Origin of the sequence: Curtobacterium sp. Leaf154, assembly GCF_001424595.1 — a bacterium.
In the GTDB taxonomy this organism is placed as follows: domain Bacteria; phylum Actinomycetota; class Actinomycetes; order Actinomycetales; family Microbacteriaceae; genus Curtobacterium; species Curtobacterium poinsettiae.
Genome location: NZ_LMOS01000001.1, coordinates 421,304 through 436,583, shown reverse-complemented (window position 1 = coordinate 436,583; position 15,280 = coordinate 421,304). Strand labels below are relative to the sequence as shown.

The 15,280-nt window shown below is 72.6% G+C and carries 17 protein-coding genes; 6 read left to right on the top strand and 11 right to left on the bottom strand.

Features of this window, described 5'->3' with window-relative positions; translation table 11 throughout:
• The first annotated feature begins 29 nt into the window (after positions 1-29).
• From ASF75_RS02045 to ASF75_RS02020, 6 genes are all read left to right on the top strand, one after another.
• Positions 30-1,598, top strand: coding sequence for a helix-turn-helix domain-containing protein (locus ASF75_RS02045; protein WP_193558902.1), 1,569 nt, complete (start codon positions 30-32; stop codon positions 1,596-1,598).
• 214 nt (positions 1,599-1,812) lie between these two features.
• Complete coding sequence (locus tag ASF75_RS02040) at positions 1,813-2,946, top strand: DUF475 domain-containing protein (RefSeq protein ID WP_042537091.1); 1,134 nt, start codon at positions 1,813-1,815, stop codon at positions 2,944-2,946.
• Positions 2,947-3,095: 149 nt separating this feature from the next.
• Positions 3,096-4,697 (top strand): Na+/H+ antiporter, encoded by a 1,602-nt coding sequence (locus tag ASF75_RS02035; RefSeq protein WP_031259878.1) that lies wholly within the window; start codon positions 3,096-3,098, stop codon positions 4,695-4,697.
• A gap of 265 nt (positions 4,698-4,962) precedes the next feature.
• The gene (locus ASF75_RS02030; RefSeq protein WP_056068516.1) at positions 4,963-5,835 is read left to right on the top strand and encodes a pentapeptide repeat-containing protein; all 873 of its coding nucleotides are present in this window, start codon (positions 4,963-4,965) and stop codon (positions 5,833-5,835) included.
• 41 nt (positions 5,836-5,876) lie between these two features.
• Positions 5,877-6,080: a zinc transporter permease gene (locus ASF75_RS02025; RefSeq protein WP_235517480.1), complete on the top strand. Its 204-nt coding sequence runs from the start codon at positions 5,877-5,879 to the stop codon at positions 6,078-6,080.
• A gap of 120 nt (positions 6,081-6,200) precedes the next feature.
• Positions 6,201-6,497: an ArsR/SmtB family transcription factor gene (locus ASF75_RS02020; protein ID WP_017887461.1), complete on the top strand. Its 297-nt coding sequence runs from the start codon at positions 6,201-6,203 to the stop codon at positions 6,495-6,497.
• Between the two features lie 25 nt (positions 6,498-6,522).
• Here the strand turns inward: ASF75_RS02020 and ASF75_RS02015 are convergent, their stop codons facing one another.
• The 11 genes from ASF75_RS02015 to fliG all read right to left on the bottom strand — a co-directional run bounded on the left by ASF75_RS02015 (position 6,523) and on the right by fliG (position 15,272).
• Positions 6,523-7,197 carry a cation transporter gene (locus tag ASF75_RS02015; RefSeq protein ID WP_056068514.1) on the bottom strand — a complete coding sequence of 225 codons (675 nt, stop codon included), beginning with the start codon at positions 7,195-7,197 and terminating at the stop codon, positions 6,523-6,525.
• Positions 7,194-7,541 (bottom strand): Cd(II)/Pb(II)-sensing metalloregulatory transcriptional regulator CmtR, encoded by a 348-nt coding sequence (cmtR, locus tag ASF75_RS02010; protein WP_042537088.1) that lies wholly within the window; start codon positions 7,539-7,541, stop codon positions 7,194-7,196. The genes ASF75_RS02015 and cmtR overlap by 4 nt, the downstream gene beginning before the upstream one ends.
• Before the next feature lie 78 nt (positions 7,542-7,619).
• On the bottom strand, positions 7,620-7,793 hold the full coding sequence (locus ASF75_RS17525) for a hypothetical protein (RefSeq protein WP_156155264.1): 174 nt from the start codon (positions 7,791-7,793) through the stop codon (positions 7,620-7,622).
• A gap of 175 nt (positions 7,794-7,968) precedes the next feature.
• Positions 7,969-9,144, bottom strand: coding sequence for a flagellar hook protein FlgE (locus tag ASF75_RS02005; protein WP_017887465.1), 1,176 nt, complete (start codon positions 9,142-9,144; stop codon positions 7,969-7,971).
• Positions 9,145-9,214: 70 nt separating this feature from the next.
• On the bottom strand, positions 9,215-9,658 hold the full coding sequence (locus tag ASF75_RS02000; protein WP_017887466.1) for a flagellar hook assembly protein FlgD: 444 nt from the start codon (positions 9,656-9,658) through the stop codon (positions 9,215-9,217).
• A 25-nt stretch (positions 9,659-9,683) separates the two neighbouring features.
• Positions 9,684-11,072, bottom strand: coding sequence for a flagellar hook-length control protein FliK (locus tag ASF75_RS01995; protein WP_056068512.1), 1,389 nt, complete (start codon positions 11,070-11,072; stop codon positions 9,684-9,686).
• Positions 11,069-11,806: a C40 family peptidase gene (locus tag ASF75_RS01990; protein WP_042537083.1), complete on the bottom strand. Its 738-nt coding sequence runs from the start codon at positions 11,804-11,806 to the stop codon at positions 11,069-11,071. The genes ASF75_RS01995 and ASF75_RS01990 overlap by 4 nt, the downstream gene beginning before the upstream one ends.
• Positions 11,803-12,234, bottom strand: a complete 432-nt coding sequence (locus ASF75_RS01985; protein WP_056068510.1) for a flagellar FliJ family protein — start codon at positions 12,232-12,234, stop codon at positions 11,803-11,805. Before ASF75_RS01985 ends, ASF75_RS01990 begins: the two co-directional genes overlap by 4 nt.
• The gene (locus tag ASF75_RS01980) at positions 12,234-13,577 is read right to left on the bottom strand and encodes a FliI/YscN family ATPase (protein ID WP_056068508.1); all 1,344 of its coding nucleotides are present in this window, start codon (positions 13,575-13,577) and stop codon (positions 12,234-12,236) included. The genes ASF75_RS01985 and ASF75_RS01980 overlap by 1 nt, the downstream gene beginning before the upstream one ends.
• The gene (locus ASF75_RS01975) at positions 13,574-14,239 is read right to left on the bottom strand and encodes a hypothetical protein (RefSeq protein ID WP_056068506.1); all 666 of its coding nucleotides are present in this window, start codon (positions 14,237-14,239) and stop codon (positions 13,574-13,576) included. The genes ASF75_RS01980 and ASF75_RS01975 overlap by 4 nt, the downstream gene beginning before the upstream one ends.
• Positions 14,232-15,272 carry a flagellar motor switch protein FliG gene (fliG, locus tag ASF75_RS01970; RefSeq protein ID WP_042537259.1) on the bottom strand — a complete coding sequence of 347 codons (1,041 nt, stop codon included), beginning with the start codon at positions 15,270-15,272 and terminating at the stop codon, positions 14,232-14,234. Before fliG ends, ASF75_RS01975 begins: the two co-directional genes overlap by 8 nt.
• Between the last annotated feature and the right edge of the window lie 8 nt (positions 15,273-15,280).

Below are 15,280 nucleotides of genomic sequence, written 5' to 3'. Positions count from 1 at the left end.
TATCTCATGAGCGTGTTAGCGTGGCGCACATGACCGACACCACCACCGTCGTCTCGCCGGCATCTCCGGCGACCGCAGCACCCCTCCGTGAGGTCGGCGCCCTGATCCGGGGCGCCCGCAAGGGCCGCAGCATGACGCAGGCCCAGCTCGCCGAACGCGTCGGCACCAGCCAGAGCGCGATCAACCGCATCGAGCAGGGTGGGCAGAACCTGTCCCTCGAGATGCTCACCCGCATCAGCGACGCCCTCGACCAGCAGATCGTCTCGATCGGCGGCGCTCCGCAGCGTGCCCACCTTCGGGTGCAGGGCGGCCGGAAGCTCAGTGGCTCCATCGCGGTGAACTCGAGCAAGAACGCCGCCGTGGCACTGCTCTGCGCCTCGCTGCTGAACCGCGGCGTGACCCGTCTGCACAAGGTCGCCCGGATCGTCGAGGTCGACCGCATCATCGACGTGCTCCGCAGCCTCGGCGCGAGCGTCACGTGGTCCGAGGACGGCGAGACCCTCGAGATCGTCGCCCCCGAGGACCTGCGCCTCGACGCGATCGACGCCGACGCCGCCCGTCGCACCCGCAGCGTGCTCATGTTCCTCGGCCCGCTCAGCGGCCGGTTCGAGTCCTTCCGCCTGCCCTACGCCGGCGGTTGTGACCTCGGCACCCGCACGGTCGAGCCGCACCTCATCGCGCTGCGTCCGTTCGGCGTCGACGTCGAAGCGACCTCCGGCTGGTACGAGGTCGACGTCGCCAACCAGGCCGTCCCCACCAAGTCGGTCGTGCTCACCGAGCGCGGCGACACCGTGACCGAGAACGCGATCCTCGCCGCCGCCGCCCGCGACGGTGAGACCGTCATCCGGAACGCCAGCCCCAACTACATGGTGCAGGACCTCTGCTTCTTCCTCGAGCTGCTCGGGGTGCAGATCGAGGGCATCGGCACCACCACGCTCCGCATCACGGGCAAGAGCCGCATCGACGAGGTCGTGGACTACTGGCCGAGCGAGGACCCGGTCGAGGCCATGAGCCTGCTGACCGCCGGCATCGTCACCGCCTCGACCCTCACCGTGACCCGGGCGCCGATCGAGTTCCTCGAGATCGAGCTCGCGACCCTGGCCGAGATGGGCCTGCGCTTCGACGTCACCGACGAGTACCCCGCCGCCAACGGTCGCACCCGCCTCGTCGACATCACGGTCCACCCGTCCGAACTGCACGCGCCGATCGACAAGATCCACGCGATGCCGTTCCCGGGCCTGAACATCGACAACCTGCCCTTCTTCGTCGTGATCGCCGCCATGGCCGAGGGCACCACGCTCGTGCACGACTGGGTGTACGAGGGCCGGGCGATCCACCTGCTCGACCTCACCCGCCTGGGCGCCAGCGTCACCCTGCGTGACCCGCACCGCCTCGACGTGACCGGTCCGACGCACTTCTCCGGCGCCGAGATCAGCTGCCCGCCGGCACTGCGGCCCGCCGTCGTGATCCTGCTGGCGATGCTCGCGGCCAAGGGTGAGAGCGTCCTGCGCAACGTGGGCATCATCGCCCGTGGCTACGAGCAGCTGCAGGAGCGCCTCAACTCGCTCGGTGCGTCCATCGAGACGTTCCACGACTGACGCGGGCCCCCGCAAGACACCGGTGTTCGCCGGTCGAACACGCGCAGAACGCGGTTCGGCACGCGAACACCGGTGTTCTGCGAGCCCGACCTGACGGCCCGTCCCCGCAAGTGGGGACGGGCCGTCACCCGTCTGACGGGGTCCCCACGGGCCTCCAGGCCGATGCCCAGGAGCGCTCCATGCGCCGCCCAGCCCGGACGGGCTGGATGGGCAGATGGCCACGAGATCGCTCCTGACCGTCCCCCTGCTCATCACCGTCGCGGCCGCCGCGGCGGCCTGGCTGGTGCTCGGCCCCGCCGCCGCGCTCGCCTTCGTCGCCCTCGCGTTCCTCGAGATCGCGATGGCTGCGGACTCGTCCGTGCCGATGGCCGGCATCGCCGGACGCCTGCACTCCCCCGCCCGCCGGCTGTTCCTGTCGCTCGGGATCGTCGCGGGCGTGCTCGCGATGCGGCTGCTGCTGCCGCCGGCCGCCGTCGCGGTCGGTGACGCGACCGACCCGGCGAGCTCCGTCGAGGAGGCCGTCTTCGCACCCGGCTCGTTCTCCGCGCACCTGGCCGAGGTGCGTCCCGCCCTGGCCGCCTTCGGCGCCGCGTTCATCTGGCAGGTCTTCGCCGAGTACCTGTTCAACACCGACCGCGCGTCCCGCAGGTCGTGGCTGGGCAGCCTGGAGGCGCGACTCGCCTCCGTCGCGCGACCGCGCGTCTGGTCGCTGGTCACCGCCACGACGGGGGTCGTCGTCACGTCCGTCCTCGTCGGGTCGCGTGCCGGGTGGGCGCCCGGTGTGCTGTTGCCGGTCGCGATCGGCGGGGCTGCCGGGATCGCCGCGTACCTCGTGTCGAAGTGGACCGCGGCGTGGGCGCTGCGCCCCGGGTCCGGGGGTGGCACGTCGGACACGGAGTCGATCGGGATCGGCCGCGGTGCCTGGCGGATCCACCTGTACGCGTCGACCGTCGTGTTCGAGCGGGGGCTCGTGGTGTTCATGCTCTTCGAGATCCTCGACGGCGTGTACAGCCTGTCGGGGTCCGGGCCGCTCGGGTCGGACGGGCTCGGGGCGCTCGAGCAGGCCGCCGTGGCGGTCGGGGCGATCGGTGTCGGCGCGGTGTTCCTGGCCCGCCTGACGTCGCGGGTCGACCAGGCCGCGGGGCTGAAGCGGTTGCGGTACCTGAAGGCCGGGGCGGCGTACGTCCTCGGGGTGCTGTCGGTCCTGCTCTGGGCGAGCCTGCTCGTGCCGATCCCGGGCGTGGTCGTCGGGTGGTTCGGGACCGTCGTGATCGGGTCCGCGCTGGTGAGCAGCCTGCCGTGGCGCGCGTGGTGGCGACGGGTGGTGCGTCGGCCGCGGACGGTCTGACGCGGACGCGGCTGGCTCTGAGCGCGTCGTCCCGTCCCGTCCCGGTGCGATCGGTACCGCGCAGCGGTGCGGCGCGTCGTCCGGCTGTTCTGGAAGGATCCACCGTGGATCGGCGTTGACTTGCGGGTCGGACGACGATCGGAGTGCACGTGCTGGGACCGGAACTGGTGGTCGTGCTCGGCCTCGCCATCGCGCTGACGGCGGCGGTCGCCGACCGGATCCGGATCGCGCCGCCCGTGCTGCTCCTGGTCTTCGGCGCACTGCTGGGGCTCGTCCCCGAGTTCGCGGACGTCGAGCTCCCCGCCGAGGCGGTCCTGTTGCTGTTCCTGCCGGCGCTGCTGTACTGGGAGAGCCTGACGACGTCGCTCCGCGAGATCCGGAAGAACCTGCGCGGCATCGTCCTGATGGGCACCCTGCTCGTCGTGGTCACCGCCGGTGCCGTCGCCACCCTGCTGCACCTGCTCGGCATGCCCTGGGGCCCCGCATGGGTGCTCGGCGCCGCGGTCGCGCCGACCGACGCGACCGCGGTCGGCGTGCTCACCAAGATGCTGCCGCGCCGGAACGTCACGGTGCTCCGCGCCGAGAGCCTGGTGAACGACGGCACGACGCTGGTGGTCTACGGCATCGCGGTGGCCGTCACCGTCGGCACGCAGGAACTCACGTTCTGGGGTGTTTCCGGCATGCTCGCGCTGTCGTACGTCGGCGGGGTCGCCGCCGGGCTCGCCGCCGCCTGGATCGGCACGATGGTGCTGCGCCGGGTCGACACCGTCGTGCTCGAGAACCTCGTCACCCTGCTCGTGCCGTTCGCGGCCTTCCTGGCCGCCGAGGCGATCGGCGCCTCCGGCGTGCTGGCCGTCGTCGCAGCGGGCATCGTCGTCAGCCAGGTCGGGCCGAAGCTCGACCGCGCCGAGACCCGGCAGCAGGTCCGGGCCTTCTGGTCGTTCCTGACCTTCCTGCTCAACGGGGCACTGTTCGTCCTGGTCGGCATCGAGGCGATGGTCGCCGCACGCGCGCTCGACCCCGCGGACCTGCTGCGCGGGACGGGGATCGTCTTCGCGGTCGCGGTGCTGCTGGTGATCGTGCGCTTCGCGTTCCTGAACGCTGCGGGTGGGACGATCTGGCTCGTCACCCGACGCACCGGCGGAGAACCCCGTGAGGGACACCGGGACCGGCTGGTCAGCGGCTTCGCCGGGTTCCGCGGCGCCGTGTCGCTCGCCATGGCCGTCGCCGTGCCGCGCACCCTCGAGTCCGGCGGGGGCTTCCCCGAGCGCGACCTCATCGTCTTCGTCACCGCGGGGGTGGTCATCGTCACGATCGTCGGGCAGGCCCTGGTGCTGCCCGCCGTCCTGCGCCGCGCCGCACTGCCCGAGGATGAGTCGGTCAGCGACGAACGTCGCTACGCCGAACGCACCGCGATCGAGGAGGCCCTCGACGCACTCCCCCGCCTCGCACGGTCGACAGGCGCCGACCGTGCGACGGTCGCTCGTCTGCGGAAGGACTACGAGGCCCACCTCGACGTGATCGAGGCCCGCGAGGGGGACGACGACGACCACCCCGCACTCCAGCGGCACGACAACGCGGTCGCCCTCGAGCTCGCACTGGTGCAGCACAAGGCGAAGACCCTGCTGCGCCTGCGCGACGCCGACGAGATCGACGACCTGGTGCTGCGGCAGGTGCGCGCCGGGTACGACGCGGAGGAGGCGCGGTTGGACGGCATCGAGTCGGTGGCGTCACCGCCCGCGTCGTCGTAGGGCGCCCCCGGGCACACCTGGTCGAAGCGGGCGTACCCGGTCTGTTGTGCTCACCAGGGACGCCCGTTTCCGGTTCCCGTCGCAGCGGGAACGCTAGCCTGGCCACAGTGATCCTCCGTCTCTCTCGGTGACCCACTGGTCGCCCAGCACCACCGGTTCGCCCCGCCGACGCGCGGGGGTGGTCTCGTGCGCCCGGACGGGGAACTCCATCAGGAGCTCCCCCACACCCGGCACACCATCCAGACCACCAGAGGAAGACCACTCCATGACGACCACCGACCGGTCCGCCCTGCGCGCGGACTGCGGCAACTGCTTCGCGCTCTGCTGCACCGCCTTCGGGTTCCAGCGTTCCGCCGACTTCCCGATCGACAAGCCCGCCGGCACCCCGTGCGGGAACCTCGCTGACGACTTCTCCTGCACCATCCACCAGACGCTCCGGCCGCGGGGGTTCCGGGGGTGCACCGTCTTCGACTGCTCCGGTGCGGGCCAGTACGTGTCGCAGACCCTCTACGACGGGGTCAGTTGGCGTGACCACCCTGACTCCCGCGCGGAGATGTTCCGGGTGTTCCCGATCGTCCGCCTGCTGCACGAGATGCTCTGGCACCTCGCCGAGGCGCAGGACCGTGCGGTCACGCCCGACTCGGCGGACGACGCCGGGCTCCTGACGCGGGAGATCCGGCGCGTGCTCGTCGCAGGTCGCCCGACGCTCCTGGCGCTCGACGTCGAGCCGCTGCACGAACGCGTCCGGGACGTCCTGGTCGAGGTGAGCGGCGAGGTCCGGGCCAGGTACCGCGCCGGCCAGGACGATTCACGGGCCGGACTGCTGCGACCGGGGGCCGACCTCGCCGGTCGTGATCTGCGGGGCCGGCCGATGGCCGGCGCCGACCTGCGGGGTGCCACCGCGATCGGGGCGGACCTGCGCGGCGTGGACCTGTCCGGCGTCGACTTGCTCGGGGTCGATCTGCGGGACGCCCGGCTCGACGGAGCGGATCTGTCCACCGCGCTGTTCCTCACGCAGGCGCAGGTGAACGCGGCAGGCGGTGACACCGCCACGATGCTGCCCGACGGGATCGACCGACCGTCGCACTGGGTATCGGAGGTGGTCGAGCGGACCGTGCACCGGATCCCCCGGAACTGACATCCGTTCTCATCTATAAATGTATTGCAACTTCTGCATGCGTGACCTACGCTGAGGGCATCCCAACCGTCGATCAGCAGGAGGTCACCATGGCCGAGCACGAGAACAGCGCAGAGCACACCGTCGCCGAGCACACCCACCAGGACGGCTGCGGCCACGAGACGGTCCAGCACGAGGACCACGTGGACTTCGTCCACGACGGCCACAAGCACGCCCAGCACGGCGACCACTACGACGAGCACTGATCTCCTGATCAGCGCAGGCCCGTGATCAGCACCGATCAACGGACCTGCACGACGGCCCCGACGCACCGCGCCGGGGCCGTCGTGTTGCATGCACGTATGCGCGTGCGCTTACATGAGTCCATGTCAGACGGGATCGAAGCAGCGGCGGACCTCTTCAAGGCGCTCTCCTCGCCGGCGCGACTGCGGATCCTCTCCGCGTTGATCGCCGGACCGTCCGACGTCGGCTCGCTCGCCGACGCGACCGAGCTCTCGCAGCCGCTCGTCTCCCAGCACCTGCGCACGCTGCGGCTCGCAGGCATCGTGCAGGTCGAGCGCATCGGGCGGAACGCCGTCTACTCGCTCCACGACGAGCACATCGCCCACATCGTCGGCGACGCGGTCAGTCACGTCAGCGAAGCCGGAACCGACACCGACTGAACCGGCTGCTGCTGCCAGACACCGCTCAGCAGCACTCGCAACCGACAGCTGCACGCTCCCCCGTCAGCGCGACGACGGGCTGCTTGCACGCGTCGCCGCGCCAGGCTTCGAGCCCCTCACGCACGGCGAACCCGACCACGACGAGGCCGGCGAGCGGATCGGCCCACCACCAGCCGAACAGCGTGTTCGCCAGCAGGCCGAGCAGCACCGCCGCCGACAGGTAACTGCAGACCAGCGTCTGCTTCGAGTCGGCGATCGCGGAGGCCGAACCGAGCTCACGTCCGGTCCGCCGTTCGACCAGGCTCAGGAACGGCATGACCGCCAGGCTCACCGCGGCGAGGACGATGCCGACCGGGCTGTGCTCCGGTGAGCGGACACCCGTGAACGTCAGGACGGCGTCGAGGCTGACCACGGCAGCGAGCCCGAAGAACGAGACCGCGATCACCCGGAGCGCCGTCCGCTCCCGCGCCTCCGGGTCCCGCGCGGCGAACTGCCACGCGACGGCCGCTGCCGACAGGACCTCGACGATCGAGTCGAGCCCGAAGCCGATCAGCGCGGTGGACGACGCCACCGAACCGGCGGCGATCGCCACGACGGCCTCGAGCACGTTGTAGGCGATGGTCGCCGCGACGATCCAGCGGATCCGTCGCCGGAGGACGCCAGCACGGACCGGCGTGAGCGAAACCACGGCGGCGGTCACCGCTCGGCCCCGCAGCCGACGTCCACGGCGCAGCCGTCACCGTCACCATCGCCGTCGACTGCCAGCACCACGTCGACCAGAGACTCGAGCGCGCGGGTGATGTTGCCGTCCGCGATCTCGTAGCGGGTCCGCCGTCCCTCGGGCACGGCGACGACGATCCCGCAGCCGCGCAGGCACGCCAGGTGGTTCGACACGTTGGTCCGGGTCAGCTCGAGTTCCTCGGACAGCCGCGCCGGGTAGCCGGGGTCGTCGAGCAGTCGGAGCAGGATCCGCGCTCGGGTCGGGTCGGACAGTGCCCGTCCGAGCCGGTTCAGGACATCGAGCCGCGGGGCAATGGTCAGCATGCGCTGACCATACATCGGGCCGCGCCCAGACCGCCACAAGTCCGGACGACACGTCTCGCCCTCGGACATCGCGCGAGCTCAGACGTCCCCGAGCCGCCGCCCGGTCAGCCCGTCGTTCCAGCTCGTGCGTCCGCCGGGAGCACGCGACTCGTGCACGCCGTCGTGGCCGCTCGGTCGATCGCAGCGCCAGCGGTCGAAGACGCTGCAGCAGCGGTGGTCGGGTCGGTGGTCGGTGTCGTGGTTCTCGTGCATCGCACCGATGAGACGTCACGACGCAGCGTTTCGTCACGAACCGGCGCCGAACTCCCTGCACCACGAACGATGGTGAGCAGGAACGGTCGAGTCCCCCTTCAGCACCCGACCGTTCCTGCTCACCAACCGCTCGCGACGCGAGCGAAGCCCGCGCCCGCGACCCCGCGCCTAGCGCCTAGCGCTTGAGGTTCGTGAGCTCCTGCAGCACCTCGTCCGAGGTCGTGATGATGCGGGCGTTCGCCTGGAACCCACGCTGCGCCACGATCAGGTTCGTGAACTCCTGCGACAGGTCGACGTTCGACATCTCGAGCGTCCCCGCCGCGAGCGAACCGACGCCGGCCGAACCGGGGCCCCCGACCGTCGCACCGCCCGAGTTCGCGGTCGCGCGGTAGCCCGACGCCCCGGTCTTCTCCAGGCCGGCGGGGTTGGCGAAGGTGGCCAGCGCGATGCGGCCGAGCGCGAGCGACGCACCGTTCGAGAACGTGCCGGTCACGGTGCCGTCCTTCGAGATCGAGTAGCCCTGCAGCGCCCCGGCCTCGCGGCCGTTCTGCGAGCCGATCGCCGCGGTGTTGAGCGAGGCGAACCCGGTCAGGTCACCCATGTCGACCCGGATGCCGCCGACGGCGAGGGTCCCGCCGGCGGTCAGCTTGCCGTCGGTGCCGAAGGTCAGCGAGGTGGTCGCCGTGGTGCCCTGTCCGTTGCGCCCGGTGACGTCCCAGCCGCCGGCGGTGCGCGTGTAGGCGAGCGACATCGTGTGCTTGGCACCGGAGGCGTCGTACACGGTGGCCTCGCGCGTGATGGTCTGGCCGACGGCGGTCTCGGACGGCAGGTTGCCCGCGACGGTGGCCGCGGTGGTGCGGACCGCCGGGGCTGCTGCTTCGAGCGGCAGCGTGATGTCGGACAGCTGCCCGTTCTCGTTGACGACGCCGTTCGTGGCCGGGTAGCCCTGCACGATCTTGCCGTCGGCGGTGACCAGGCGGCCGTTCGCGTCGAAGTCGAACGCCCCGGCGCGGGTGTAGACGGTGTCGTTGCCCAGGCGGGTGACGAAGAACCCGTCGCCCGAGATCATCAGGTCGGTGGCCTTGCCGGTGGCCTGCGCCGACCCCTGCGAGAAGTTCGTGGAGACCCCGGCGACCTGCACGCCCAGGCCGATCTGGGCCGGGTTCGTGCCGCCGATCCCGGTCTGCGGTCCGCCGGCACCCTGGGTCATCTGCGACAGGGTGTCCTGGAACACGGTGGTCGACGACTTGAAGCCGACGGTGTTGACGTTGGCGATGTTGTTGCCGGTGACGTCGAGCATCTGCTGGTGGGAGCGGAGGCCGGAGATCCCGGAGTAGAGCGAGCGGAGCATGGTGCGTCCTTTCGGAGAGGCAGGGAGATCGAGGGAGAACGAGGAAGAGCGAAGAACGGAGCAGCGGGCGTCAGGACGCCGGAGCGGTGGTGGTGATGCCGGAGATCACGTCGAGAGCGACCTCCTTCCCGTTCACGGTGACCGTGGGCACGCTCTTCGCGTACGACACGGCCGAGGCGGTCCCGGTGACGGATTTGCCCGAGTCGGCGTCGGTGTAACTGACCTGCTTGCCGACGAGGTTCGCCGCGGCGATGCGCATCTGGAGCGAGAAGTTCTCGTTCCCCGTCGTGGTCTGGTTGGTGATCTGCTCCATCATCGCGAGCTGCGTCTGCTGGCCGATCATCTGGTTGGTGTCCATCGGCGACGACGGGTCCTGGTTGCGCAGCTGCGTGACGAGCAGCTTCATGAAGACCTCGGAGTCCATCGTCTGGGACTTCTGTGCGGTGGAGTTCGCGGCGAGGGCCGCGGCCTGCGCGGTCGGGTCCACGCTGCCGGTGATGCCGTCGATGGGCATGGTGCGTTCCTGTTCGTGAGCCGGATCAGGCGAGGACGTCGAGTCCCGCGGTGCGGATGGAGGGCGTGTGGGTGGCGGGCTGCGTGCGCGGGGTGCCCCGCGCCTCCAGTCCGGGGTCGCCAGGCAGCACACGTGCGGCCGGGCGCTCGTCGCGACCCGGCGCGTCCTGCGGCTGGTTCTGCGACGACAGGTCGAGCGTGGTGCTCACACCGGTGCCGCCGGCGTCGCGTCGCAGGTCCGGCAGCACCTGGCGGACGGCCTCGCGGCCGGCGTCCGACGCGGCGAACAGCTCGACGTGCATGCCGTGCGCGGTGACGTGCGCGCGCACCGTGACCGGGCCGAGGCTGTCCGGCACGACCTGCACGGTGACGACGTGCTCGCCGGGGCCGGCCTGTGCGAGCGTGAACACCGGTCGCGCCAGCTGCTGGGCGAGCGGCGCCGGGGCCGGCGCGGTCGCCGCGGCGGGCGCGGCGGTCGGCGTCGTCGACATGACGAACGGGGTCTCGCCACCGCGGCTGGGGACGACGGCCGGGAGGCCCGGATCGCCCGGCGTCGACGCCTGCTGCTGGGTCCCGTGGCCGGCTCGGGAGCCGGTGCCGGCTGCCGGGGCGGCACCCGCTGCGACGGCCGGCAGCGGGGCCGGGGTGCCGGTGGAGGTGGCTTCGTCGGTCCGCGTCGGTGCCGCGGCCGGGATCGCCGCCGCCGGGACAGCGACGGTGGCGCCGGCGACCGCGGTCGGCGCGGGGGCGGTGCCCGGAGCGGCCTCGGAGGCAGCTGCCGGCGACGCGGTGCCCCTCGGCGGCACCGCGGGCGCCGACGGAGCGGTCGCCGTCACCGCGGGCACGGCCGGCGCCGTCGCCGGTGCCTGCTGCGGGGCGACGGAAGCGGTTCCGCTCGTCGGCGTCGGGGCGGACGAGGTCTGTGACGCCGTGTCCGCGGCCGGCACCGGCACCGGCTTCGGTGTGGTCGTCGGGATCGCAGCGGTCCCGTCGGTTGCGTGCGGGCCCGCCACGGACGGCTCCCCCGTGCGGACGGCGGCCTGGCCCGCCGTCGTGCTCGTGGCGACGGCAGCCGGAGCGGCCGGCGCGGCTGGCGTGGCCGTGAGCCCGACGGCGAGCAGCGACTGCGCGTCGACGGACGTGGGATCGGTCGCCGGCACCGACCGGTCCGACGTCGAGGTCGAGGTCGACGCGGACGGCGTGACAGCGGTGCTCGGCGTCGCGGCCGAACCGTCCGCTGTGCGGCCCTCGGTGTCGTCCCGCTCGGCAGCACCGTCGCCGGCTCGCCGCTCGGTCGCGACGGCGGCGGTCAGTGCCGCACCGAAGGACCCGGCAGCCGCAGGGTCGGACGCTGCACCCCGGGTGGGGCTCGGTGCGGTGGGCACGGACGGCTGGGTGGCGATGGTCAGGCTCATGCGGCGCTCCCGGACTGCATCATGGACAGCAGCGCGGCGGTCTGCAGGTCGGTCGCGGAACGCGCAACCGAGGCGCTCGGCGCGGTGACGGCCGCCGGGGCCGCCTGCGCGGGGACGATCCGCCGGATCGTCGCGATGTCGCCGTCGGAGTACCAGTTGTCGACGATCCGGACGTCCTTGCCGGGGCGCGGCGCGTGCAGCACCTTGCCGTCGCCGACGTAGATGACGACGTGGCCCTCGCCCTTCGGGATGATCAGGTCCCCGGGCTGGGCGTCCTTGAGGGAGCCGACCTCGACGCCCATCTTCGCCTGGTCCGGCACGACCCGGGGCATCGTGACCCCGAGGTCCTTGAAGACCGTCTGCACCAGGCCCGAGCAGTCCATGCCCGCGGTCGTCTCCCCGCCGAACACGTACGGCACGCCGAGGTACTTCTTCGCGTCGGCCACGACGTCAGCCCCGGTGGCACCGCTGCCGGTGGCGAGGGTGCCGGCCCCGGCGTCGACCGAGGTCGCGGGGGCACGGGTGGCCGTCGGGGTGGCCGAGGCCGTCGCACCGGCAGCGGTCGCGGCGCCGGTCGTGCCGTCGGCGGTGGCGAGGGCGTCCGCGAAGGCCGCGGACCCCGCGGCACCGCTGGCGGCGGAGGCGCTCGGGGCAGCCGTGGCCGTCCCGCCGCGCAGCGTGTCGATCTGGGACCGGATCTCCGAGATCCGGGAGAGCACCGCTTCGACGCTCATCGGGCACCACCTTCCGTGCGGCGTCGTGCCGCGATCTCGTCGAGGGCGTTCTGTTCGGTCCGGAGTTCCTCGGCCGCCTGCTGCTCGGTGTGCTTGCCCTCGAGCTTCTCGAGTCCGACGGCGGCACGGCGGGCGGCGGTGTAGTCCTGCTGCGCCCGGTCGGCGTCCGCGCGGCGGTTCTGCACGACGGCGTCGAGCTCCTCGAGCATCCCGCGCGTCGCGGCACGTGCTGCGGCGACGGCGCTCAGGGTGGCGGCGTCCTGGATCGGTTGGGCGTCCTCGCTGTCGGCGAGGCTCCGGCGTGCGGCGATCCGGGCGTCGGCCGCGTCACGCACACGCTCGTTCGCGGTGGCGAGCGTGGCGGCGGCACGGTCCTGCTGGGTGTGCCGCAGGCGCAGGAGCCCGGCGAGCGGGAAACGGCGGGCCATCACGACACCCCCAGCTGCTGCACGAGGCCGCCGAGGCGCTGCCAGGACGCATCTGCGGTGGCACGCTCGTCCATGCCCTGGCGCAGGAAGGCGTCGATCGATCCCTGGTGGTCGACCGCGGCGTCCACCAGGGGGTTCGATCCGCGCTGGTAGGCGCCGACGTCGAGCAGGTCCTGGGCACCGGCGCGCGCGGCCATCACCTTCCGCAGCACGGTGGCCGCGGCTCGCTGCTCGGGTCGGGTGACCTTCGAGGCGACACGGGAGACCGAGCCGAGGGCGTCGACCGACGGGAAGTGCCCGGTGATCGCGAGCTTGCGGTCGAGCACGACGTGACCGTCCAGGATGCTGCGGGCGGCGTCCGCGATCGGCTCGTTGTGGTCGTCGCCGTCGACCAGCACGGTGTACATGCCGGTGATGCTGCCGACGCGGTCGGTCCCGGCGCGCTCGAGCAGGCCGGCGAGCACCGAGAACGTCGACGGTGGGTAGCCCCGGGTGGCCGGCGGCTCCCCCACCGACAGGCCGATCTCGCGCTGCGCCATGGCGACGCGCGTGAGTGAGTCCATCATGAGCACGACGTCCTGGCCGGCGTCGCGGAACGACTCCGCGATGCGGGTGGCCACGAACGCGGCACGCAGGCGCATGAGCGCGGGTTCGTCCGAGGTCGACACGACGACGATCGAGCGGGCGAGCCCCTCGGGTCCCAGGTCGTCCTCCAGGAACTCCCGGACCTCGCGGCCGCGCTCCCCCACCAGGGCGATGACGTTGACGGCCGCGTCGCTGCCCCGCGCGATCATCGAGAGCAGCGAGGACTTGCCCACGCCGGACCCGGCGAACAGGCCCATGCGCTGCCCACGGCCGACCGTGGTCAGGGTGTCGAGGACCCGCACGCCGAGCTGCATGGGCGTGTCGATGCGGGTCCGCGCCATCGCGCTCGGGGTGTCGTGGTCGAGCGGGACCCAGGTGACGGGTTCGCCCCGGGGGCCTTCGAGCGGGCCGCGGTCGTCGATCGGCCGGCCGAGCCCGTCGAGCACCCGGCCGAACAGTCCGGAACCGGTCGGCACGAGCACCGGGCGGCCGGTCGGACGCGCCGGTGTGCCGGCGGTGACCCCGATCAGACGGCCGAGCGGCATGCAGCGGATGCCCGAGGCATCCGTGGCGACGACCTCGACCGCGGTCTGTTCGCCGTCCTCGGCGCCCACCGTGACGACGTCGCCGACGCGGGCGTCGAGCCCGGCGATCGTCAGCCCCAGGCCGACGGCGCTCGTCACGACGCCCACCCGCTGGGGTGCGGCGCGCAGCAGCGCCTCGTCGAGGCCGCGCGGGCGGAGCAGGGTGGCGGTCACCGGTCGGCTCCCGTCGCGTCGACACCGAGCGCGGTGCGTGCGCGGTCGAGCGCCGTCGCGATGCGCGCGTCGAGGATGCCGTCCGGCAGGTCGACGACGGCGTCGCCGTCGCGCAGCGTGCCGTCCGCCATCACCGGGACCGGCAGGTCGAGCCCGGCGACGCGCGCAGCGTCCGCCGGGCTGAGCCGGACGGCCACCGGGACCGTGCGGTCGACGGACGCGAGCGCCCGCCGGACGGTGGCCTCGGCGCCGGAGGTGATCCGGGCCTCCCGGCTGCCCGGTCCGTCGAGGACGGTCGCGTCGTGTGCGGGCCTGGAGGCGCGGACCACGTTGCCGACGATCGCCTCGGCCAGGTCGACTGCCGCGCTCGCGACCGACGCCTCGGCGTCCGCCAGGACGGGTGCGACCGCGGACAGCAGGGCGTTCGTGGCGGCGTCGAGGACCGCGATGCGACGTGCCGTGTCGGCCTGCGACGCGGTGACCCGGGCGGCGTGCTCGGCTTCGAGCCGGGCGCGCAGGGCCTCGGTCTCGGCCTGCGCAGCACGCAGCCCGGCGGTGTAGCCGGCCGCGTGCCCGCGGACGTCGGCGCTCGACGCGCGGTCGCGTCCGGCGGTGGCGGTGATCGCCGGGAAGGCGACGCGGTGCACGACGGTGTCAGTCAACGAGCTCGTCCTCCTCGGCGCGGTGCACGGTGACGATGCCCTGGGCCTCGAGTTCCCGCACGGAACGGACGACCTCGGCACGCGCTTCCTCGACCTGCGAGACCCGCACCGGGCCCATGGCCTGCAGCTCGTCGTCGAGCAGTTCGCGGTTGCGCTCGGACACGTTCGCGCGGATGGTCTCGACGACCGGCCCGGCGGCGCCCTTCATGGCGGTCGCGAGGATCTTGGAGTCGATGCCGCGCAGCACCTGCTGGATGTCGCGGGACTCGAGCTTCACGATGTCCTCGAAGGTGAGCATGCGGGAGCGGATGTCCTCGGCGAGCTCCGGGTCGCGGGCCTCGAGTCCCTCGAGCACGGCCTTCTCGGTCGCGACGTCGGAGCGGTTGATGATGTCGACCAGGGGTGCGATGCCGCCGACGACCTCGACGCTCTCGCGCGGCGAGACGACCGCACCGGCACGCTGGCGCAGCACCCCGGCCACGATGCCGACGGCCTCGGGCGTCGCGCTGCCCATGGTGGCGAACGCCTGGGCGACGTCGGTGCGGACACGCTCGTCGACGCCGGCGAGCACGGCGCTGGCCTGCCCCGGGCCCAGGTGCGCCAGCACGAGGGCGATGGTTTGCGGCAGCTCGCCCTCGAGCAGGGTGACGACCTGGCCTGGTTCGGCGTCGTCGAGGAAGTCGAACGACTGCCCGGCGAGGTTCGAGGCCAGACGGTCCATCACGCCGGCGGCCCGCTCGGCGCCGAACGACGCCTCGAGCAGCCCGAGGGCGGTCTCCTTGCCGCCGCGCTTCTGCGTGCGGCCGCTCATCGTGAGGCGGTGGAACTCGCTCATGGTCTGGTCGACGACGGTGTCCTCGAGGCGGCGCATCCGGACGATCTCGGCGGAGATCTCCTCGGCCTCCATCTCGGTGAACTGCTTCATCACCGCGCTCGCGCGCTCGGTCTCCATCTGCATGAGGATGAGCGCGACCTTCTGCGCGCCGGTCAGGGCACGGTCGCTCGGGCCGGTTCCGCCGCCGGGGCTCGGCATCAGCGCGC